Source organism: Pseudomonas sp. W5-36, assembly GCF_046540455.1.
Taxonomy (GTDB): Bacteria; Pseudomonadota; Gammaproteobacteria; order Pseudomonadales; family Pseudomonadaceae; genus Aquipseudomonas; species Aquipseudomonas graminis_B.
This window is the reverse complement of sequence record NZ_JAXCIQ010000009.1, coordinates 125,676-147,322: the sequence shown is the minus strand read 5'-3', so window position 1 is coordinate 147,322 and position 21,647 is coordinate 125,676. Positions and strand designations below refer to the sequence as shown.

General features: G+C 62.0%; 21 protein-coding genes. 6 read left to right on the top strand and 15 right to left on the bottom strand.

The annotated features are described in order from the left end of the window. Positions 1-3: 3 nt before the first annotated feature. Together SLW74_RS16600 and SLW74_RS16595 are read right to left on the bottom strand one after the other, a co-directional pair. Positions 4-1,167: an acyl-CoA dehydrogenase family protein gene (locus tag SLW74_RS16600; RefSeq protein ID WP_410929539.1), complete on the bottom strand. Its 1,164-nt coding sequence runs from the start codon at positions 1,165-1,167 to the stop codon at positions 4-6. A 64-nt stretch (positions 1,168-1,231) separates the two neighbouring features. Then, positions 1,232-2,071: a MaoC family dehydratase N-terminal domain-containing protein gene (locus tag SLW74_RS16595; protein WP_410929538.1), complete on the bottom strand. Its 840-nt coding sequence runs from the start codon at positions 2,069-2,071 to the stop codon at positions 1,232-1,234. A 133-nt stretch (positions 2,072-2,204) separates the two neighbouring features. Between SLW74_RS16595 and SLW74_RS16590 the strand changes: the two genes are divergently transcribed. Beyond that, positions 2,205-3,125, top strand: a complete 921-nt coding sequence (locus SLW74_RS16590) for a LysR family transcriptional regulator (protein WP_410929537.1) — start codon at positions 2,205-2,207, stop codon at positions 3,123-3,125. Here SLW74_RS16590 and SLW74_RS16585 read toward each other — a convergent pair whose 3' ends face one another. The 4 genes from SLW74_RS16585 to deoC all read right to left on the bottom strand — a co-directional run bounded on the left by SLW74_RS16585 (position 3,126) and on the right by deoC (position 6,548). Further along, positions 3,126-3,506: a cupin domain-containing protein gene (locus SLW74_RS16585; RefSeq protein WP_410929536.1), complete on the bottom strand. Its 381-nt coding sequence runs from the start codon at positions 3,504-3,506 to the stop codon at positions 3,126-3,128. It lies immediately after the preceding gene. Positions 3,507-3,833: 327 nt separating this feature from the next. Further along, positions 3,834-4,673, bottom strand: coding sequence for an AraC family transcriptional regulator (locus SLW74_RS16580; RefSeq protein WP_410929535.1), 840 nt, complete (start codon positions 4,671-4,673; stop codon positions 3,834-3,836). Between the two features lie 67 nt (positions 4,674-4,740). Further along, positions 4,741-5,694: an alpha/beta hydrolase gene (locus SLW74_RS16575; protein WP_410929534.1), complete on the bottom strand. Its 954-nt coding sequence runs from the start codon at positions 5,692-5,694 to the stop codon at positions 4,741-4,743. Between the two features lie 173 nt (positions 5,695-5,867). Continuing rightward, positions 5,868-6,548 carry a deoxyribose-phosphate aldolase gene (deoC, locus tag SLW74_RS16570; RefSeq protein WP_410929533.1) on the bottom strand — a complete coding sequence of 227 codons (681 nt, stop codon included), beginning with the start codon at positions 6,546-6,548 and terminating at the stop codon, positions 5,868-5,870. Positions 6,549-6,678: 130 nt separating this feature from the next. On the opposite strand from deoC, the gene deoR reads away from it, so the two are divergent. Next, positions 6,679-7,449, top strand: coding sequence for a DNA-binding transcriptional repressor DeoR (gene deoR, locus SLW74_RS16565; protein WP_410929532.1), 771 nt, complete (start codon positions 6,679-6,681; stop codon positions 7,447-7,449). 217 nt (positions 7,450-7,666) lie between these two features. Here the strand turns inward: deoR and SLW74_RS16560 are convergent, their stop codons facing one another. The 5 genes from SLW74_RS16560 to SLW74_RS16540 form a co-directional block, all read right to left on the bottom strand. After that, positions 7,667-8,752 (bottom strand): aldose 1-epimerase family protein, encoded by a 1,086-nt coding sequence (locus SLW74_RS16560; protein ID WP_410929531.1) that lies wholly within the window; start codon positions 8,750-8,752, stop codon positions 7,667-7,669. After that, a complete protein-coding gene (gene fucP, locus SLW74_RS16555) occupies positions 8,749-10,080 on the bottom strand; it encodes an L-fucose:H+ symporter permease (protein WP_065989457.1) in 1,332 nt (443 codons plus the stop codon). The genes SLW74_RS16560 and fucP overlap by 4 nt, the downstream gene beginning before the upstream one ends. Positions 10,081-10,147: 67 nt before the next feature. Continuing rightward, complete coding sequence (rbsK, locus tag SLW74_RS16550) at positions 10,148-11,068, bottom strand: ribokinase (RefSeq protein ID WP_296312252.1); 921 nt, start codon at positions 11,066-11,068, stop codon at positions 10,148-10,150. 337 nt (positions 11,069-11,405) lie between these two features. Then, on the bottom strand, positions 11,406-12,356 hold the full coding sequence (locus tag SLW74_RS16545) for a DUF979 domain-containing protein (protein ID WP_265389186.1): 951 nt from the start codon (positions 12,354-12,356) through the stop codon (positions 11,406-11,408). Continuing rightward, positions 12,353-13,081, bottom strand: coding sequence for a DUF969 domain-containing protein (locus tag SLW74_RS16540; RefSeq protein ID WP_410929530.1), 729 nt, complete (start codon positions 13,079-13,081; stop codon positions 12,353-12,355). Before SLW74_RS16540 ends, SLW74_RS16545 begins: the two co-directional genes overlap by 4 nt. A 325-nt stretch (positions 13,082-13,406) precedes the next feature. On the opposite strand from SLW74_RS16540, the gene SLW74_RS16535 reads away from it, so the two are divergent. Further along, positions 13,407-14,333: a LysR family transcriptional regulator gene (locus SLW74_RS16535; RefSeq protein WP_410929529.1), complete on the top strand. Its 927-nt coding sequence runs from the start codon at positions 13,407-13,409 to the stop codon at positions 14,331-14,333. A 6-nt stretch (positions 14,334-14,339) separates the two neighbouring features. Here the strand turns inward: SLW74_RS16535 and SLW74_RS16530 are convergent, their stop codons facing one another. Further along, the gene (locus SLW74_RS16530) at positions 14,340-15,227 is read right to left on the bottom strand and encodes a LysR family transcriptional regulator (RefSeq protein WP_192134376.1); all 888 of its coding nucleotides are present in this window, start codon (positions 15,225-15,227) and stop codon (positions 14,340-14,342) included. Between the two features lie 118 nt (positions 15,228-15,345). On the opposite strand from SLW74_RS16530, the gene SLW74_RS16525 reads away from it, so the two are divergent. Next, the gene (locus tag SLW74_RS16525; RefSeq protein WP_065989700.1) at positions 15,346-15,831 is read left to right on the top strand and encodes a multidrug/biocide efflux PACE transporter; all 486 of its coding nucleotides are present in this window, start codon (positions 15,346-15,348) and stop codon (positions 15,829-15,831) included. A 121-nt stretch (positions 15,832-15,952) separates the two neighbouring features. After that, positions 15,953-16,390 carry a carboxymuconolactone decarboxylase family protein gene (locus SLW74_RS16520; RefSeq protein ID WP_410929528.1) on the top strand — a complete coding sequence of 146 codons (438 nt, stop codon included), beginning with the start codon at positions 15,953-15,955 and terminating at the stop codon, positions 16,388-16,390. Between the two features lie 14 nt (positions 16,391-16,404). On the opposite strand, the gene SLW74_RS16515 is transcribed toward SLW74_RS16520, so the two are convergent. After that, entirely contained in the window at positions 16,405-17,556 is a 1,152-nt protein-coding gene (locus SLW74_RS16515) for an MFS transporter (protein WP_065989436.1), read from the bottom strand. An 817-nt stretch (positions 17,557-18,373) separates the two neighbouring features. Between SLW74_RS16515 and rarD the strand changes: the two genes are divergently transcribed. Continuing rightward, on the top strand, positions 18,374-19,258 hold the full coding sequence (gene rarD / locus SLW74_RS16510) for an EamA family transporter RarD (RefSeq protein WP_192134380.1): 885 nt from the start codon (positions 18,374-18,376) through the stop codon (positions 19,256-19,258). Between the two features lie 24 nt (positions 19,259-19,282). On the opposite strand, the gene zapE is transcribed toward rarD, so the two are convergent. Further along, positions 19,283-20,404 (bottom strand): cell division protein ZapE, encoded by a 1,122-nt coding sequence (gene zapE, locus SLW74_RS16505; protein ID WP_410929527.1) that lies wholly within the window; start codon positions 20,402-20,404, stop codon positions 19,283-19,285. A gap of 9 nt (positions 20,405-20,413) precedes the next feature. After that, positions 20,414-21,622, bottom strand: a complete 1,209-nt coding sequence (locus tag SLW74_RS16500; RefSeq protein ID WP_410929526.1) for an MFS transporter — start codon at positions 21,620-21,622, stop codon at positions 20,414-20,416. Positions 21,623-21,647 lie beyond the last annotated feature (25 nt).

The following is a 21,647-nucleotide window of genomic DNA, read 5'->3' as shown; positions in this document are numbered from 1 at the left end:
TCCTCAAAAGCTGCGCGGCAGGTCGAGCAGGTGCTCGGCAACGTAGGAAAGAATCAGGTTGGTGGAGATCGGCGCGACCTGATACAGACGGGTTTCGCGGAATTTACGCTCCACGTCGTACTCGCAGGCGAACCCGAATCCGCCATGGGTTTGCAGGCACGCATTGGCCGCTTCCCACGACGCTTTTGCCGCGAGGTATTTGGCCATGTTGGCGCTGGCACCGGCGTTTTTGCCGCTGTCGTATTCCTCGCAGGCACGCCAGCGCATCAGGTCGGCGGCTTCGATTTCGATGTGCGCTTCGGCGATGGGAAACTGCACGCCCTGGTTCTGCCCGATCGGGCGGCCAAACACCACGCGATCACGGGCGTAGGCGGCGGACTTCTCGATAAACCACCGGCCGTCGCCGATGCATTCGGCGGCGATCAGCGTGCGTTCGGCATTCAGGCCGTCGAGGATGTAGCGGAAGCCCTTGCCTTCCTCGCCGATCAGGCTCTCGGCGGGGAGTTCGAGATTGTCGAAGAACAGCTCGTTGGTCTCGTGGTTGACCATGTTGGCGATGGGCTGAACGGTCAGGCCGTTGCCGATGGCGTCGCGCAGGTCAACGATGAAGATCGACATGCCTTCGGACTTTTTCGTCACCTCGGCCAGCGGCGTGGTGCGCGCCAGCAGGATCATCAGGTCGGAATGCTGCACGCGGGAGATCCAGACCTTCTGGCCGTTGATCACGTACTTGTCGCCCTGCTTCACCGCCGTGGTCTTGATCTTGGTGGTGTCGGTGCCGGTGCTCGGTTCGGTCACGCCCATGGATTGCAGGCGCAGTTCGCCGCTGGCGAGCTTGCGCAGGTAGTAGCTTTTCTGTGCGTCGCTGCCGTGACGCAACAGGGTGAACATGTTGTACATCTGGCCGTGCACGGTGCCGGAATTGCCGCCGCAGGCGTTCACTTCTTCAAGGATCACCGAAGCTTCCCCCAGGCCCAGCCCGGAGCCGCCGTACTCTTCGGGAATCATCGCCGACAGCCAGCCTTCATCGGTCAGCGCCTTGACGAAGGTTTCCGGAAAGCCTTTCTGTTCATCGATCTTGCGCCAGTATTCGGCCGGAAACTGAGCACACAGCGCGCGCACGCCGTCACGGATGGCATTGAGGTCTTCGTTTTCGTAAGGGTTCATGGTGTCCACTCGCATCGGCCGGCGGCCACGGAATCGGCGCGCCTGGCTGTATAGAAAGAAGGGTTCAGTCAAAAACGACTTCGGCGCTCTGGGCGACGCCGGCGTCATTGCCGGCCCACAGCTGAGCCTTGCCCGCCTCGACGATTCGTCCGCCGACGCGGAATGCAGCAGGGACGTTGAGCGGGCGCACGCCGCGATAGGCGAAATGCCGCACGCGCTTGTCGGGATGGGCGCGAATGAAGGCGCGCAGGTTGAACGTGGCGATCATCGGCCCGTGCACGACCAGGCCGGAATAGCCCTCGGTGTCGGTGACGTAGGGATAGTCGTAGTGAATGCGGTGGCCGTTGAAGGTCACGGCCGAATAGCGGAACAACAGCGTTGGCGTAGGCTCGATGACCTCGCTCCACTCGCCCTGATCTGGCGCGTCACCGCTGTTGAGCTTTGGCGGATTGGGCTCGCGGTAAACGATGTCCTGCTCCTCACGCACGCACAACTCGCCGTCTTGCGAGTGGTCGTGGCGCACGGTCACGAACAGCAGCGACCCGGTGCGGCCGTGCTTTTCCTCAATGTGCAGAATGGTCGACAGGCGATGGGCGTCAGCACCCACCTTCAGCGGCTGAATGAACTCGACGCGGCCACCGGCCCACATGCGGTTGCGATTGTCCGCCGGGGGCAGAAAGCCGCCACGGGCCGGGTGGCCGTCACCGCCGAGTTGCGCTTCGAACAGCGGCTCCTGGAAAAAACACCATTGCCACAGCGGCGGCAATGGATCGCCGGCAGCGGGCGTGGGCTCGCCAAAGGTGGCGGCGATGCGCTTGATCAGGTTGACGCTCAGATGATCCTGGGCTTCTTCAGTGCGGCCGATCCAGGCCGTGAAATCCACGGGTGACGCTGCAGCGCTCATGGGCGGGAACCCTCTGGGTTTGTTGTGTTGTTATGGCCCGATCATGGAAGTGCGCCGGCATTCTGTGAATTTGCATTTGCGTATAGCGGCGTTCGGGTATGATGAACGCCTTCTGCAACGTCCGGACACGCCCATGCATTTCGACCTGGCTGACTTGCGCCTCTTCATTCATATCGGCGAATCACCGAGCCTGACCCAGGGCGCGCGCCGGGCGTTTCTCTCCCCTGCCGCCGCCAGCGCACGGATCAAGGCGCTGGAAGGTCAACTCGGCACACGCCTGTTGTACCGCGACAGCCGCGGCGTGGAACTGACCCCTGCCGGTCAGCGCCTGCTCAAACATGCGCGGCTGATCATGAGCCAGGTGGACTACCTGAAGAGTGAGTTCACCAGTTACGGGACTGATTCGGCCGGACACATTCGCATCTTCGCCAACACCACTGCCGTCACCGAGTTTCTGCCCGAAGTGCTGGCAGGGTTTCTGGCGAAACGGCCCGGCGTCACGGTGGACCTGCAAGAGCGCCTGTCCCGGGACATCGTGCGCGGCGTGCTCGACGGCAGCACCGACATGGGCATCATCGCCGGGCCGGTGGAAGCAGCGGGTTTGCAGGTCATCCACTTCAGCACCGACCGCCTGGTGCTGACCGTGCCGGTGGGCCATGAGCTGGCGGCCGAGAAAAAGATCACGTTCAAGCAAACCCTGGCGTTTCAGCACATCGGGCTGCACGAAGGCAGCACATTGCTGACTTTTCTGCGCGATCACGTGGAGCGGCTGGGGCAGAATTTGTCGTTGCGGATTCAAGTGTCGAGCTTCGAGGCCATCTGCCGGATGGTCGAAGCCGGGGTGGGCATCGGGGTGATCCCGGAGTCGGCGGCGTTGCGGCACAGCAGGACGATGAAGCTGGTGACCATCGAGCTCGACGAGCCCTGGGCCGTGCGCGAACGAAGCATTCTGGTCCGCGAACTGGACGCCCTGCCGGGGGTTGTCAGGGCGTTGATTGCGGTGTTGCTGCCGGCGCCCGAGGCTGAAACCGAGGCCGCAACGCCCGAGGCGTAATCAGATCCAGACGTCGTTCTGCGCCGTGCGCTCGTTGGTGTCGCTGCCGGTGTTGATCACGCCGCTGGGCTCGATCAGCATCAGCTTCACCTCCTGCACAGCGGACGGCTTGTGCTCGACGCCCTTGGGCACGACATACAGCTCACCCGCGTTGAGCTCCACGAAGCCGTCACGAAAGTCGATGCGCAAACAGCCTTCGAGCACGATGAAGGTTTCGTCGGTGTCAGCGTGGCTGTGCCAGAGAAACTCTCCTTCCAGTCGTGCCAGCTTGAACTGGTAGTCGTTCATCTGCGCGATGACTTTTGGCTGCCACTGCTCGGTGAACAGGCTGTATTTCTGAGCGAAATTGATGGGCGTGTGTTGAGTGTTGGACGTGGACACGTGGGCGGCTCCGAAAGTGTTTGATGTGGAGCCAATCTAGAGCGTGGTTATGGGTGGGGTCTTGTACGTTATTGCAGGGTGGTGGGTGGGTTGGTATTGCGGTGATTCAACTGACGCCTTCCCGGCTAAAGCCAGTCCTACAAAAGCGGGCAGTGTTTCAGGGGGGGTATGCGGTGCCTTCGTAGGACCGGCTTCAGCCGGGAAGAGGCCGGTGGGTACGCCATCCACTCTGCGGCGTGACGTCTGGCGCCTCCCCGGCTGAAGCCGGTCCCACAAGGTGCACAGCCTTCCCAGCCAAGGCCAGTCCCACCAAGGGCGTTCGATCCGCTATGCGCCTGCCCTCAACATCTTCAACCACCGCCCCGGCGGGTAGCCAAAGGTCTTCACGAAATGCCGCGTCATGTGGCTCTGGTCGGAGAATCCCGCCATCACCGAAGCGTCACTCAAGGACACGCCCAACGCGATCGAATGACGCACCAGGTCCAGCCGGCGCAGGGTCAGGTAGCGATAAGGCGTGGTGCCGAACAGCACGCGAAAATCCCGCGACAGGCGCCAGCGATCGGTGTCGCTGGCCTGTTCCAGATCGGTGAGACTCACGCCCTGTTCCAGACTGGCCATGAGCATTTCCCGCGCCCGTTGCGCGCCGGCGTAGTTGACGGTCTGACGACCCTTGCGCACACCGGCGGCCGCTTGCAGGGCGATGGCGAGGTCGTAGATCGCGTCGTCCAGTTCCAGAGGATCCAGCGCGTTATTCAGGTCGGACAGCAGCGCCTGAGTCGCCCTGAACAGGCGCGGATCATTCGACGCCCCGCCCTTGATGAACGGCAGCGGCTTGCCACCGAGCACCTGCTGAATCATCGCCGGTTCCAGGTAGAACATCCGGTAGCGAAAGCCGTCTTCGGTCCCGGCGTGGCCGTCATGAGCTTCGTCGGGGTGCAGCACCATCGTCTGCCCCGGCAGGTTGTTGACCCGTTCCTTGCCGTACTGAAAGCTCTGCACCCCGGACATCGTATGGCCGATGGCGTAGGTGTCGTGGCGGTGCATCTCGAAACCGTGGCCGTGAAAATACGCCTCGATCCGCTCGATCTGCGGCAGTGGCGCGGCACGCAGCACCCAGTCCCGCGCGGAGTGGATCAGGTGAGCGTCTTCGTCTGCGTGTGTGTCCATTGGCAGCGCTCGCGGCAGCGGACGGCAGGTGCTTTGAGAGGACACCGGCCGCGTTCATGAAAAGGGGCTAACCGGGTTGCTTGAGCAACGCCGCCGATGCGTTGGACGCATGCACCGCCGGTGGCTTCTCGCTGAGCAGGTTCTGGATCGCCTGACTGTAAGCCTGGCGCCCGAGATTCATGCTGTTGTTGTGGTTACCGCCCGGCACCATCAGCAGGTTCTTTGGCTCCTGCGCCGCGTCGAACAACGCTTCACTGAAATGCGGCGCGACGAACGGGTCCGCCGTGCCATGGACGATCAGCACCGGCATGTGCACATCGGCGATCTTGTCGATGGAGTCGAATTTCTGCGAGACCAGCCAGCGCACCGGCAACGAGGTGCGTTTGCTGGCGACGGAGGACGCGACGTCGGCGAGGTTGGTGAAGGTCGATTCGATGATCAGGCCCCGCGCCTGAATTGGCCCGTCGCCTTTCTGCGTGTCCCGGCCCAGTTCGGCGGCGAGGTCAACGGCCACGGCGCCACCCAGCGAATGACCGTAGATGAGGCGTTTTTGCGGGTCGGGTTGAATCTGCTTGAGACGTTCCCAGGCGATGCGCGCGTCTTCATAGACCGACGCTTCCGACGGCAACTGGCCCTTGCTCTGACCGAAACCGCGGTAGTCGATGGCGAGGATTGAAAAGCCCAGGGCGCGCAGTTGTTCGATGCGGAACAGCTGACCGGTGAGGTTCCAGCGCGAGCCGTGCAGATACAGAATGGCGGGAGCGTCTTTTTTGTCCGAAGCCCACCACCAGGCATGGATGTTCTGCCCGAGGCCAAACGATGGCCCCTTGAGTTCCAGCTCTTGCACATCGGACGGCAGGCCGCGGTACCAGCTCGCCGTGCCGGGCTCGATCATGAAGACCAGTTCACGCTCCTTGTGCTGCAGCGCTGCGCAACCGACCGGCAGACCGACGACGATCAGCAGCATGCACAGCCAGAAGAACCAGCGAGCCTTGAGCCGCGCCAGGGAGAATGTTCGCATTGAGAAAGGTGTCCGGTGCAGAAGTGAGTGCACCGGCAGTTTGCCACTCATTGGCGGGGTGGGTCCTGCTCTTTTCGGCGAAAGGCTTCTGTCGAAAGGCCTTCTGTCGAAAGGCCAGCCCACACCAGGGACGGTGCCCTGCGAGGGTCAGCGCCAGACACCTTCCGGCAGAATCAGTAACCCGAGCCCGAAGCCGCCGCCCCACTGACGATCGCGATCCCGGAACTGGTGCCCAGCCGCGTCGCGCCCGCTTCGATCATCGCCACCGCTGTTGCATAGTCACGCACGCCGCCGGACGCTTTCACGCCAACGCCCTGCCCCACGACCTTGCGCATCAGGGTGACGTCTTCCAGGGTCGCGCCGCTGCGGCTGAAACCGGTGGAGGTTTTGACGAAGGCGACGTTGAGGTCACGGCAGATCTCGGCGGCGCGGGTTTTCTGCGCGTCATCCAGCAGGCAGGTTTCGAAGATGACCTTCAGCGGGACCGCACCACAGGCGTCTTTGACGGCAGCGATGTCGTCGCGCACTTCATCAAACAGACCGTCCTTCAGCCAGCCGATGTTCAGGACCATGTCGATCTCGCCCGCGCCGGCCGCGATGGCCTGCTTCGCCTCGAAAGCCTTGGTGTCGCTCAGCCCGGCACCCAGCGGGAACCCGACCACGGCGCAGACTTTGACGGCCTGACCTTCCAGCAACGAGGCGGCGTAAGGCACCTGGCCAGAATTCACGCACACCGAATAGAATCCGTGCGCCTGGGCTTCGCGGCACAGGGTCGCGATCTGCTCGCGACTGGCGTCGGCGGCCAGCAAGGTGTGGTCGATGTACTGGGCGAGTGCTGCGGGTTCGATCTTCATGGCCAATCGTTTCCTGATAGTGAGGCGGTAACCAGCGACACGCTTTAAGCTTCATGCCTGAGCGCATCATTTTATGTTGTAAATATAACAATGAATGTTATTTTTTTACCATATCCATTCGACAATCGGAATGCCCGTGGACAGTAAAAAATCCGACCGGATCAAATTGATCCAGCAAGCCCTGCACGATCAGAAGGCTATTCACCTGAAGGAAATGGCCGCCCTGCTGGACGTTTCGGAGATGACCCTGCGTCGGGACCTGACCCGCCACCCCGACAAATTCCATCTGTTGGGCGGGCACATAACCCTGGCGTTTGATCCGTCCGAGGCCAGTGATTACAAGGTCACTGAGCAAGGCACCCGCCACGTCGAGGAAAAGCGCCGGGTCGGCAAGCTCGCGGCAGCGTTCATCCAACCCGGCGATACGGTGTTTTTCGATTGCGGCACCACGATCCCTTTCGTCATCGACTTCATCCCGGACGAGCTGGAATTCACCGCCGTGTGCAACTCCCTCAACGTCCTGCTCAAGCTGCAGCAGAAGCCCAACTGCTCCATCGTGTTGTGCGGCGGGACCTTTCATCGCAAGAATCAGGTGTTCGAGCACCACAGCGAAGCGACGATTCTGGATGGCATCCGCCTGACCTGGGCGTTCGTTTCAGCAGCCGGGGTCAGCGACGAGCTGGGCGTGACCTGCTTCAATTTCAATGAAGTGGAGGTCAAGCAAAAGGTCCTGCGCCAGGCCCGGCACTGCATGTTGCTGGCCGATCATTCCAAGTTCGATGCCGTGCGCACGGCGCATTTCGCGACATTGCAGGACTTTCATGTGGTGGTGAGCGACAAGAAGCTGCCGAAGGTTTATCGGGATTTGATTGAGGGGTATCGGGCGCGTTGGGTGGTGTGATCAGCCCTGAATTTGTGTTGCCTGCGCCACCGCATTCGTGAGCAAGCTCACTCCCACAAGTATGATGTGGTTTCAAGATCCGAGGATGGAAACTGATCACTGTGAGAGTAAGCAAGCTCACTCTCAGCGAATCAGAAGTCACCGGACATCTGTTGACGGAAACCGGTCACGGTGGGAGCGACCGGGGTGGCGCTCCACCTTGATCGCGAAGGCGCCTTCAGCGTTTCAGATCGCTTTCCAGCTGCCGCAACTCTTCAGCCCCCAGATACCCCGTTATCAAGCTAAAAGACGCGCTCTCCCCCGCACCCAACAAACGCACATTACCTTTGGCCTTTTCCGCCAGATACCCCTCGGGCTCGCAAGTCGCGGGCAGCACAAATGCGGCCACCTGCTGATCAGCGTTGTGCAGGATCCACCGCGCCGCATGGTCGAACTGCGCCGGCTGATAACGCGTGTAAAACGCCGGGCCTTCAGGGTGCTTGAGCAGGAAATGCGCATTGCCCTGGGCGTCCGCGTGGACGCCGTCGAAGAAGCAAACGATCTCCGGGTCGTACAAATCAGGCGTGCTCAGGCTTTCCAGCCGCGAAGGGTCTTCGCTCAGTTCGGCCATGTACGCCGACCATGCCGGCGTCGGCTTGACGTGGGCCGGCACGCTGCTGCGAACCCGTGTACGCGCCATGCCCAATGGCTCGACGAAACGTCCGCCGTCGACGTAGGCATAGTTCATGTGCGCCATGTACATCAGCTCCATCGGCTTGCCGGCCAGGTTGCGCACGTCCATGCCGATGTCGAACAGCGCCGAACCCGGGCGCAAAGTCACGCTGGGCCTGGCGCGATAACGGTCGCCAAAGCCCATCACGTATTCATACTCGCCGCCGATGCGCAAAAACCCGCCGCCAGCATCCTCGCCGATCTCCAGCCAGGCGCTGTCCATCGGCGCGCAGGGCATTTCGCCGTGCAACGGATGATCGTCTTCCGGCGTCGGGCAGCCGTTGCGCAAGATCCCGCTGTGGAACATGAAGCAGCCGTAGGTGCCGATCACCGTTGGGCTCGGGAGCGGCTGCTCGAACATGTTGCGCATGGTCAGGTCGCAGCCATCGAACACCGCTGACCAGACCATCTGCCCCTGATACGGCAGCACCACAACCCGGCCGCGGTCATTCTCCAGCGCCAGGGCTTTCACGCCGCTGGGGTAGGTCCAGGCCAGCACACGAAAGTCCGCGGATTCCAGCAGCGTCTTTTCATCGCCGGTGAACAGCTCCGGGTACAGCGAAATCGTGGTGCGCTTTTCGGTGCCCCTCATGATGCCGTCACCGCGCCAGCCGGCGCCTGGGCCGGCAGCGGATCACGCATGCATTTAATGGCGTAGGCGACGATCGCCACAAAGCACAGCAGCGGCACGGTGTAGGCAATCTGCATGTTGCCGCCGGTAGCGTCGGAGAGCAGGCCCTGGAAGATCGGCATCACGCCGCCGCCGACAATACTCATCACCAGCAGCGAACCGCCGACGCCAGTGTCCTCACCCAGACCGTCGATGGTCAGGCCATAAATGGTCGGCCAGCACGGGCCCAGGAAAATACTCACACCCACCGCCGCATACACCGCGCTGATGTTCGGCACCAGAATCGTGTAGGCCAGCAGTACGATGGCCAGCACGCCGTAGATCGCCAGCACCTTGGCCGGGGACATTTTGCGCATCAGCAGGTTGGCGACCATCTTGCCGACGAAGTACGCCGCGAAAGTGGTCAGCAGGAACCACGAGGCGCTGCGCTCGTTCATCCCGCCCATCTGCATCGCCAGGCGAATGGTGAAACTCCACACGCCCACTTGGGCGCCGACATACAGAAACTGCGCCAGCACGCCGAAGGTAAAGCGCGGGTTGCGCCACAGACGCGACAGGCTCTGGCCGATGCTGCTGGATTTGACGTTGGCCTTGACGATGCCCTTGCACGCCGGAAACTTGGTGAACGCGATCAGCACGAACATCAGGACCAGCACCGCGATCATCCATTTATACGGCAGCAGCGTGGACTGAATCATCTGCAGTTGCTGGACGGCGGCTTCCGAGGCGCTCATTTGCGTCAACTGCTCGCGGGTGGCGTCGGTGTCCTTGAACATCACAAAACTGCCCACGTACACGCCGGTCATCGCGCCGAACGGGTGGAAGGTCTGGGAAATGTTCAGGCGACGGGTACCGGTTTCACGCGGCCCCATCAGCGTCGAGTAGGTGTTGCAGGCGGTTTCAAGGAAAGCCAGGCCGGCCGCGATGACGAACAGCGCCATCAGGAACATGCCGTATTTGGCCATCGACGCTGCGGGGAAGAACAGCGAGCAGCCCGCCATGTACAGCACCAGGCCGATGAGGATAGTGGTCTTGTAGCTGAAACGTCTGACGACCATCGCCGCCGGAATCGCCACGAAGAAGTAACCGAGGTAGAACGCCGATTGCACGAAAGAGGTCTGCACATCGCTGAGCAGGAAGGCTTTCTTGAAGTGCGCGATGAGCACGTCGTTCATGCTCGCGGCCGCCGCCCACAGCGCGAAACAGCAGCACAGCAGCAGGAAGGCGAACCACGGCGTGCGGTTCAGGTAGAACCCGTCCGGTGATTGTTGGAGCGCGGGCTTTGTCATTGTTGTTCTCCGGGAAGTACAGGAAATACTCGCCCCACCGATCAGGCGATCGGCAGGGCGCGGCGGCTCAAAGAGTGTCGAGAAAGTGGCTGAACGCGGCAGCGTCCGGGTAGGAACTCTGGGTGCCGAGGCCGGTGACCGAGCAGGCGGAATAGGCCACCGCGCGGGTCATGGCGTTGCGCATGTCGCCGTCTTCGCTCCAGTGGCGGGCGAAGCAACCGATGAACGCGTCGCCGGCGCCGGTGGTGTCGCGGGCATCGACCTTGATGCCTTCGACGCGAAATTCGCCTTGTTCGCCGACGTACAGCGCACCCTTCTCACCGAGGGTGACGATGACGTGACGAATGCCGTCCTGCACCAGTTGCCGGGCGGCCGCGCGGGCCGATTCCACCGAGTCGATGACACGCCCGGTGACCAGCGCCAGTTCGGTTTCGTTGGGAATGAAAAAGTCCAGCTGCGACAGGTGCTCGCGGCTCAAGCCCTTCACGGCAGGCGCAGGATTGAGCAGCACCGGAATGCCGTTGGCCTTGGCGAATTCGATGGCGTAGTAAACGGTTTCCAGCTCGATTTCCAGTTGCAGCACGATGAGCGTGCAGTCGCGCAACGCGGCCTGGGCAGCGTCGATGTCCGCAGGTTTCAGGTGCGCATTGGCGCCTTTGACGATGAGGATGCTGTTGTGGGAATCGCTTTGCACGAAGATCGGCGCGACGCCGCTGGATACGCCGGGAACGCGCTGGACGAATTGGGTATCGATGCCGTAGCGCTTGAAATTGGCCAGGGTGTTGTCGGCAAACATGTCGTCGCCGACCTTGCTCAGCATCAGCACGTCAGCGCCCAGCTTGGCCGCCGCAACGGCCTGATTGGCGCCCTTGCCGCCGCAGCCCATGGCGAAATTCGGTGCTTCGAGGGTCTCACCCTGCGCCGGCATCCGGTCGATGTAGGTGATCAAATCCACCATATTGCTGCCGATGACCGCGATCTTATTCATGTGTGTGAGTACCTTGTTCACGCGCTGGGCCCGAAGAATGAGCCACCGTCGCGGTTTTATTTTTGTTATTTAAATAACATTTTGTGTGACTATTCAACCTATTTCTTCCCGGGTAGACATGCGGCCTGGTATCGGGTGCACACGGTGGTAACGGGAAGCGGGCTGTAAGCCCTGAGGCAGAGGGTTTGCAGCCACTGGTCGTACAGACCACGAATTCGCGCAAACGTTTGCGGTGAGGGGCAGACAACGCCGAATTTGAATGGTGGAAGCGAGCCGAGGGAGGAGGTCTGCCCGCAAAAGCCTGCGGGCCGGGCGCTGAAACCAGATCAGGAAATGACTACATCAGGAAATACAGCAGGAGAATATTCGCCACCAGCATCGCCAGCGCGGTGGGGATTTGCGCTTTGATCACGGCATATTTGTCAGGCAGTTCCAGCAACGCTGCAGGTATCAGGTTGTAGTTGGCCGCCATGGGCGTCATCAGCGTGCCGCAGTAGCCCGAGAACATGCCGATGGCGGCCATCACCGCCGGGTTGGCGCCGTACATGCCTACCAGCACCGGCACGCCGATGCCGCCGGTCATCACCGGAAACGCAGCAAAGCCGTTGCCCATGACGATGGTGAACAGCGCCATGCCCAGCACATACACCATCACCGCGACGAGACGAAAATCCAGGTTGATGTAGGCCGTGGCCAGGTGAGCCACCGCTTTGCCGACGCCCGCATCGTTGAACACCAGGCCGAGCATTGCCAGCATCTGCGGCAGCACCAATGCCCAACCCAGCGCTTCGGTCAGGCGCCGCGATTCGCGCATGGCCTGCACCGGCGTGTCGCGGGTCAGCCAGCAGGCCAGTCCCAGCGCTACCAGACTGCCAATGCCCAGCGACACGAACGTGCTGTTGGCCGGGTCCAGCAGAAAGACGTCGCCAAACTTGATGTTCTTCAGCAGCACCGCGCCAATCACGGTGACCAGAGGAATCGCCAGCGCCGGAATGAACAGCTTGTTCTTCAAGCGCCCTGCACTCTCCCGCCGCGCCCGGTCGTTGAGGTTCTCATGCTGGCCGAAACCCACGCCGCCGAACCCGGCGATCACCGCCATGACGATCACCCCGACGCCCACCCACACCGGTGGCAGCTTCTCGCCGACCAGAAACGCGATGGCGAACAAGCCCCAGAACAAGCCCGTGGTCCAGCGCTTGGGATTGGTCCGATCGGTCGCGGTCATGAACGCGGTGATCGCCAGAATCACGCCCGCCAGCCAGTACAGGTATTGAATGGAAATGATCATCGCGCCAGCTCCTTGTCGACCGCGGCGGCCGGCGGCAGCACCTTGAGCTCACGGTTCAGGCGCTGATCAAAACGGTGCAGGCGGATGGCGTGGATGACGAACGCACAGATCGCTGTCGGAATCCCCCAGAAGGCGATGTGCATCGGGTCGACATCAATGCCGGAGCCGAGCAGGAAGGTGTGCATCAGCGCAATCGCACCAAACGCGACGAAGATGTCTTCACCAAAGAACAGCCCGACATTGTCGGTCGCTGCGCACAACGCCAGCAGCTTGATGCGCAACCCCTCGGGCAGCTTGCCGAAGCGGGATTCAGCGGCGCCCTCGGCCATGGGCGCGAGCAACGGCCGCACCATCTGCGGGTGGCCGCCGAGGCTGGTCAGCCCCAGGGCGGCAGTGGTTTCCCGCACGAACAGGTAGGCGATCAGCAGGCGTCCGGCCGTGGCGCCGGTGAACCGGGCGATCCAGTTCTGCGCGTGCAGACGCAGGCCGTGGCGTTCCAGCAAACCGATCACCGCCAGGGGCAAGAGGATGATCAGCGGCAGCGTGCGGGTTTTGATGAAGCCCGTGCCGATGGTCGCCAGAATGGTTTCCAGCGGCATGCTGGCGGCAAGGCCGGTGGCCAGAGCGGCAAGCGCCACGACCAGCATCGGGTTGAAACGCAGGACGAAGCCCAGAACGATGACCAGCACGCCAAGCAGCGGCCAGAGGTTGATAGCGGTTTGCATGATGGGGTTCTCGTTGGCAGTGGCGGTACCTTGCTGGCACGAATGAGGAACAGGGTCGAGAAACGAGCGATGGCAGCACTTATGCTCAGAACAGGCTAAGCCCAGGCTCAACGGATTCACAGCGCCGCTGCCCCATGGCACCGCAGTCCCGCCCGGGCGTCCAACGGGAAAAACCCGCTATGGTCCATAAGATTTTCTGTTGCCGGGATGGCATGCAACCTGCTGTTCCAGTGCTCGGTTTGCACAGGCCGTGCCGGCCACGATGTGTCGATCGCAGGTCATGCTGAATGTCAGCCGGCGCTCAATTGCTCAAGGAAATCCCTCGGTGAATCTCAAGTTTCTGGAAACCTTCGTCTGGGTCGCGCGGCTGAAAAGCTTTCGTCTGACGGCAGAAAAACTGTTCAGCACCCAGGCCTCCATCTCCAGCCGCATCGCCGCGCTGGAGGACGAAATGGGCGTGCGCCTGTTCGTCCGGGATTCCAGGGGCGTGTCGCTGACCCAAGAGGGCGTGCGCGTGCTCGAATACGCCGAGCACATCATGGACACGATGCAAAGCATGAAGGCGGCGATCAAGGACCCGAGCCAGGTGCGCGGCCGCATCCGCATCGGCGCCATGGATACGGTGATACACACCTGGCTCAGCCCCCTGGTAACACGCCTGATGAAGTGTTACCCGAACCTGGAAATCGAGCTCACCGCCGAGACCGCCAGCAACCTCTGCTCGCAGCTGGAAAAGGGGTATCAGGACATCATTTTCCAGACCGACGTGCTGCGTTTTGACAGCGTGCGCAATGCGGTGCTGGCGCGCTATCCCCTGCGCTGGGTAGTGCCGACCGGCTCGGCGTTCGACCGCCCCGACGTGACCCTCGAAGAGATCGCCGAGGCGCGCATCGTCACGTTCTCGCGCAACTCGCGGCCGCACCAGGACATCCTCAACATGCTGCACACCGCTAACATCGTCACGCCACGGATCAACTGCGTGAACTCGGCGTCGGCGATTACCCGCCTAGTGCGCGACGGCTTCGGCATCGGCGCGCTGCCGGTGACGCTGGTCCATGGCGAACTGGCCCAAGGCGCGTTGACGCTGATCGAGAACGTCCCGCTGCCGCCGCTGATGGACATCGTCGCCAGCTGGCGCACCGGCGCGGGCATGGAGTTGGTGGAAGACATCGTCAGCCTGACCCGCGAGGTGGTAAACGCGTTCGCTCAGGAGATGCAGGAAGGGTTTGTACTGGAGGGCGAACCCGAGTAAGCCCGATCAATAGCCCCCCCGCCCCTCCAGCAGCGTGTCCAGCAGCCACGTCCCCGCCGGGCCCAGGCTTTTTTGCCGGGACCAGATCACGTCGACCGCCGAGCTGCGCGGCCAACCCGGCACCGTGAGTTCCTTCAACCGGCCCTGACCGCAGGTGCTGACCAGCCAGCGCGGCAGTGCCGACCAGCCGAATCCGAAGATCGCCATGTCCATCAGCAGCAGGTAATTGGGCGCTGACCAGCTGCGCCGTGCGCCACTGGGCAGGTCGTCGGTGGGCACGCTTTCGTCGACGATGGTGTTCAGGCGCAACGCCCGATGCTGCGCGAGATGGCGATAATCGACGGCCTTTTCAGTGGCCAGCGGGTGGTTGTGGGAAACGAAGATGCCGAAGTCGGCGCGCTCGACGATGGTCGCGTAGCCCACTTCCGGCGGATACGAGGCCTGGGCCGACAGCAAACCCAGGGAGGCACGACCCGTCTGGATCAAGTTGATCGCGTCGCCGTGCTCGGCAAACACGCACTCCAGTTCCAGCTCCGGAAAGCGCTGATCGAGTTCGGTCATGCGTGCCTGAAATTCAGCGAACTGGTTGGCGTCGGACAGCACCAGCGTCAGGCGCGGCTCCATCCCTTCAACCAGACGCCCTGCCGCGCGGCGCAAGGTGTCGGACGCTGCGAGCACGTCTTCGATGCGCCCTTCCAGCGCCCTGCCCGCTTCGGTAAGCGCCGGATGGCGGGTTGACCGATCAAACAGTTCGACGCCCAGATCAATCTCCAGCCGCGAAATGGCCTCGCTGATGGTCGATTGACTCTTGCCCAGCCGTCGCGCAGCGGCACTGAACGAGCCCAGCGCGATGGTCTGCGCGAACGCTTCAAGGGCTTCGGGGGAATAACTCACGGGGTGGCACCTCTGCACAGCGCTGAATTCTCCATCGGTTTTTCCGATGGGACCGATTTTCACTCTAGCCCATCGCACCACGACAATGCACACCTGCCCCGAAAAAGTGATCGCCCCCATGCCTCTGCATACCCTGACCTCCCACACGACCGCGAAGCCGGTTGTTTCGCGAAAGTCCCTCAAAGAGCGCGTGCTGCATGCGCTGCTGTTCGAACTGATCGGCGTGCTGATGTTTGCGCCAGGGCTGGCCTGGGTGCTCGGCCAGTCCATTGGCAAGATGGGCGCGATGACCGTGATGATCTCCACCATCGCCATGCTCTGGAACATGGTCTTCAACGCCGGGTTCGACCGCCTGCGGGCGCGGTTGGGTTTCGCCCTGAATCTCAAGGCGCGTGCGCTGCATGCCATCGGCTTTGAAGCGGGACTGATTTTCATGGTGGTGCCGATGGTGGCGTGGTGGTTGTCGGTCACATTGCTGGAAGCCTTCCTGCTGGACATCGGCCTGGTGCTCTTATATCTGCCGTACACAATGCTGTTCAACCTGGCCTACGATGGGATTCGCGAGCGACTGATTGCCCGGCCCCAGTCATGCGCCGCTGATTGATAACCGTGTAATTGGTCTCCCCTAAACCTCCTTCATTGGCTATTCGGCATGCCCCAGCGCCGACGTAAGCTTTCGCCACGTCCAGCGGCTATCGCCGGCAACCTTTGAAGAGAGCACTGACATGAACAACCGAATCGCCTGGGCCCAGAAATCGCCGGAGGCCTACAAAGCCATGGCCGGGCTGGAGACGGCGCTGAGCAAATCGGGGCTGGATCATTCGCTCTTGGAGCTGATCCGTCTGCGTGCTTCGCAGCTCAACGGCTGTGCGTACTGCGTCAACCTGCACGCCAATGACGCACGCAAGGCCGGCGAAACCGAGGCCCGTCTGCAGACCCTTAGCGTGTGGGAAGACACCGAATTCTTCACCGAGAAGGAAAAGGTCGTACTTGCCTGGGTGGAAAGCCTGACGCTGCTGCCCGTGCACCGCGCGCCGCAGCATCAGTACGAGGCGCTGCTCAAGCACTACAGCGACGCCGATGTGGTCAACATCACGCTCGCCGTCGCCACCATCAACGCCTGGAACCGCTTCGGCGTGGGCTTTGCGATGATGCCGAGCTGATTCCGTTATTGGCTTCAGACCCGCAAGAACCGACCGCTGATCGCCACGCCCAGCAGCATCACGGCGATGATCATGAACGCCGCGCCGAGGCTGCTGAGGTGAGCGACAAAACCGATGCCGGCCGGCCCCATCAAAATGCCGATGTAGCCCAATGTGGTGATCGCCGGCACTGCCACGTTCTCCGGCATGGTTTTCTGCCGGCCGACCGCGCTGTAAAACACCGGCACGATGTTGGAACAGCCAATGCCCACCAGCGCGTACCCGCACAGCGCCGCCTGCCAAACCGGAATAAGGGTCGCGACGGTCATCCCGGCGGCCGCGCACAACCCGCCAAACAGGATGATCTTGTGCACACCGAGGCGCCGGACGATCGGATCGCCACACAGGCGCCCGATTGCCATGAACAGCGCGAACACCGCATAACCGAACCCTGCGTAAGACGGCTCAACCCCGCGCTGGGCGCTGAGGAACACCGCGCTCCAGTCGAGCATCGCGCCTTCGGTGAGGAACACCGTGAAGCACATCAACCCGATGAACAGCACCACGCCCCGCGGAATCGCAAACGCCGGCCCGCCCGGTTCGCTGCCATAGGGCAACAAGTGCGGCGCGGCTTTATACAACGCGAGGGCAATGAACAACGCGACGAAGGCCATCGCCAGCCACGGCCAGACGCCAACGCTCAACAACGCCGACACCCCCGCCGCCCCCAGAATCCCGCCGCAGCTGAACAGCCCGTGAAACCCGGACATCATGGTCTTGCCGCTCGCCCGTTCGACGATGATCGCCTGAATATTGGTGACGCAACCCAGCGCGCCCATGCTCGCGCCATAGACAAACAGCGTGGCGACCATCAGCGGCACCGAGCTGAGCGTCGCCAATAAAGGCAGGCACACACAGGCGATGCCGCCCGTTATCACGATCAACCGCCGACAGCCATAACGCACCGTCATTGCCCCAGCCAGTGGCATGGACACGATCGAGCCAATGCCCAGGCACAACAGCAACAACCCGAGGCCGGCGTCATCCAGGCCCAGACGGCTTTTCGCATAAGGCACCAGCGGCGCCCAGGCCGACATACTGAACCCGGTGACAAAAAACGCAATCCGCGTCGAAAACTGCTCCAACCGCCCCGGTACCACGGGCGCTGCGGTGCTGATGGAAGTCATTGCCGCTCCCTTGAAATGCTTGGACGGGGACTCTTGGACGGGGACAGATTCATTTACGGTGAAGCGCTGTAAATAAATCAGTCCCCTCGAAATAGGGACCAGCCTAACAAAGCTTGAAACAATGCCGAAGAAGGGATGTTGAAGGGAGTGGCCTCAAGAACGCCTCAATCGATCTCGACGACACGGACGCGGAGCGTGGGAACGATCAATTGCTTCAGTAGGACCGGCTTCAGCCGGGAAGCCGTTGCCGTTGCTGTTGCTGTCGCTGTTGATCTTCTACGCGGTAGTTCAAACACCGCCAATCGCGACTTTGGTGCAGGCTGAACGCAGGTCTCGCGGAGTGGGCCGAGCGGCATGGATGCGGCGAGAGCCGTCCCCCGCCATGGATGGCGGATGGCGGCGGGCCCACGGAGCGAGACCGGAGTAAAGGAACCCGACGAAGTCGGGCCAAACCGAGAGCAAGCACCCTTGGTTACTTGGGGTGCTTTTCCAAGTAACTCGCCGAAGGCGAAACAGTCTGCCCTCAGGCAGACGCTCTTGACCTTGACCTTGACCTTGACCTTGACCTTGACCTTGACCTTGACCTTGATCTTGATCTTGATCTTGATCCCGAACGAGCATCGTTTACTGCCAGCCCACCTGCGGCTTACCAGATTGCTGCGGACCGACGGCACGACCTCAGATAAACTCTGCGCCGTTGCAGTGCGCTATGCCTCAAAAAGCGCCTCAACAAGTGCCATCAAAGCGCGCCATCAGAGCCCGCCGATAAAAGCATCCCTGCACCCCAATCCTGAAGCATCGAAAACAAGGAGCCCCTGTGTACAAGGGCGTTGCGTTATCGGTCATGGCCTCCTGCCTGTTCGCGGTCATGTACTACTACACCTCACTGCTCACGCCATTGAGCGGTGAAGAAATCTTCGGTTGGCGCATGCTGCTGACCCTGCCCTGCGTGACGGTATTCATGCTCTCCACCGGAGACTGGAAACTCGCCCGCGCCCTCGCCGCCCGTGTGCGTCAGACGCCTGCCCTGCTGGCGGCGATGGCGTTGTCAGCGACCTTGATGGGCGCGCAATTGTGGCTGTTCATGTGGGCGCCGCTGCACGGCCGCAGCCTGGAAGTATCACTGGGGTATTTTCTGCTGCCGCTGACGATGATCCTCACCGGACGCGTGGTGTATGGCGAACACCTGTCCCACCTGCAAAAAATCGCCGCCTGCTGCGCCCTCGTCGGCGTCGGCAACGAACTGCTGCGCCTGGGCAGTTTTTCCTGGGAAACCCTGCTCGTCTGCCTGGGTTATCCGCTGTACTTCGTGCTGCGGCGCAAGCTCAAGACCGACAACCTCGGCGGCCTGTGGTGGGACATGCTGCTGATCCTGCCCGTCGCGGTGCTGTTCATCTGCCAAGGCAACCCGTCGGTGGTGGAACAATTCCCGCGGTTCTATGTGCTGATTCCGGTATTGGGGGCGATCAGTGCGTCGGCGCTGGTCAGCTACATTCGCGCCAGCCGCCTGCTGGCGTTCAGCGTGTTCGGCCTGCTGAGCTACGTCGAGCCGGTGCTGCTGGTCGGCGTCGCCCTGCTGCTGGGCGAATCCATCGGCCGCGATGAATGGATGACCTACCTGCCCATCTGGCTGGCGGTCATGGTCCTGGTGGGAGAAGGCGCCAAACATGTGTTGGCCCAGCGGCGACGCAACAGCGTGTGAATTGACGTTTGCTCGTTGGCAGCGTTAATGACCGAAGCGCGCCAGCTGCATTTCCTGCAACCGGCTCAGCGTGCGCCGGAACGCGAACGCCAGGTAGCCTTCGGTGTACAGCTCGGCCATCGGCATCGCGGCTTCTATGTACAGCGGCACCTTGCGGTCGTAGCACTCGTCGACCAAGGCGATGAAGCGCCGAACGCCGTCGTCGTAAGGCGACAGCTGGGGCAGCTCGCGGTCCCCCGCCGTCACCTGCTCCACGCCATCCTCGGTACCACGGGCAATGCGCCCTTCGCGCTGGGGCGCGCTCAACGCCGGCACTTCACTCAACAAGACCGCTTTATAGCGATCGCACAGCTCGATGAAATCCATCGCCGCCAGCGGTTGCTCGCACAAGACGGCATACCGGCACCAAATCACCGTTCGACTGCTGCGCACCACCGGCACATGGCGACGACCCAGCGGAACCGGCTGAGTCGACACCGACTCACCGCTGCTCAGCGCTTCGAATACCTCCACCAACGCGCTCGGCCCCTGCTCCGCCTTCACCCAGTAACGCTGCTGAGCCTGACCGGGGTGCAACCGGTGGTCCTCGCCGCCGTCAACCGACACCACTTCCATGAAGTGGTTGATCGCTGTAATAGCGGGCACGAAACGCTCGCGGTTATGCCCCGTGGCGTACAGCTGCTCGGGCAACTGATTTGAGGTGCAGACCAGCACCACGCCCTCGTCGAACATCGCGCGCAACAGGCCGCCGAGAATCACCGCGTCGCCGATGTCATTGACGAACAACTCGTCGAAACACAGCACGCGCACGTCCTGGGCCAGCTCCCGGGCCAGCACCTGAAGGGGTTTGGCCACGCCAGTCAGCTGGAACAGCCGCTGATGCACCCACCGCATGAAGTGATGAAAATGCTGGCGCCGGGCCGGGACCTGCAGGCCTTCGTAAAAACGGTCCATGAGCCAGGTCTTGCCACGCCCCACCGGGCCCCACAGATAAACGCCCTTGACCGCGTGGCCGCGCTTGCCGTCGTTCAGCCCCTGCCAGCACGCCTGCAAGTGCAACACGGCACTGCGCTGGGCCTCGTCCGGCTGAAAGCCCTGGGCATCAACGGCCTGCTGCCAGGCCTCAAGTGGAGACAGAACGGTCATCGAAACGCTTCACTGCGCAGTGGAATTTTGGTCGTGGCGTCTGGAATACGAGGCGCCCAACAGATAGAAGCAGCCGCCGGCGATAATGAACGCCGCCAGCATGTAGAACATGAAATGCGCCGACTGGGTCGCCAGTGCGAAGCCGCACAGCACCGGCCCCAGCGCGCCGCCGAGGTTGGAGAGGTTTTGCGCGCCGTAATACATGCCGCGCAAATGAGTGGGCGCGATGCGGTCGATGAACATGTACTCGGCGGGAAACACGATGATCTCGCCGAGGGTGAACACCGCCACCGCCAGCGACCAGTGCAGCACCGTCGTGGATAGGGCGAACCCCACCACGCCCATCAGGAACAGGCTGAAACCCGCGGTCAGCCACTGATTCAGGTACTCATGGCTGATGCGTTTGCCGACCAGGTACTGCAAGCAGATCACCACGGCGGCGTTCACCGCGACCACCGAGCTGATCACCTGATAGGTAAATTCCGGCGTACTGGTGGTCACCAGGTATTGCGAGAGGTACGCCGTGAACTGCCCGAACACCACCGCGCTGAGCACGCCGCCGATGGTGAAGCACACCAGTCGGTAGTCCTTGAGCAGGATGCGTCCGACGGCGATGAAGGAAATCGGCGCATTGGCCGGGTCCGCCGAGCTCAGCTTGCGGTCCCCGTACATCGCGTACACCACCAGGAAACCCAGGCCCAGCGCGGCCGACATCACGAACGGCAGCTTCATGTTCCAGTGCGCCAGCCCTGCGCCAATGAACGGCCCGACCGCATAGCCGATGTTGATCAGCGTGTAGCGCACCGAGAACACCTTGCTCTGCTCGGCCACCGGCAGCAGCTTGCCGAATGCCGCCTTGACCACGATATCAATGACCGAATACGCGAAATTGAACGACACCAGAAACAGGAAGAACAGCCACAGCTTGCTGGTCACGCACATGCCGATGAAGCCGGCGACGAAGAACCCGGTGAAGCACAGAATCAGCCGGTAGCTGGACAGTTTGTCGGTGAGGTAGCCACCGTACAGACTCAGCAATGAGCCGGCAATCAGCGCTCCGCCGACGACCATGCCGATGTCGCTCATGCCCAGGACGAAATTCGAAGAAAGGTAAATCACCAGGTACGGCAGAGTAATCGCCCTGCCCAGCGTCAGAAACAACGACGACGAAAGCAGGAGATTGACCGAAGCCGGGTAGTGTCTGAGCGCAGCGAGCATCCGTGTTCTGTCCTTGATGACGTGC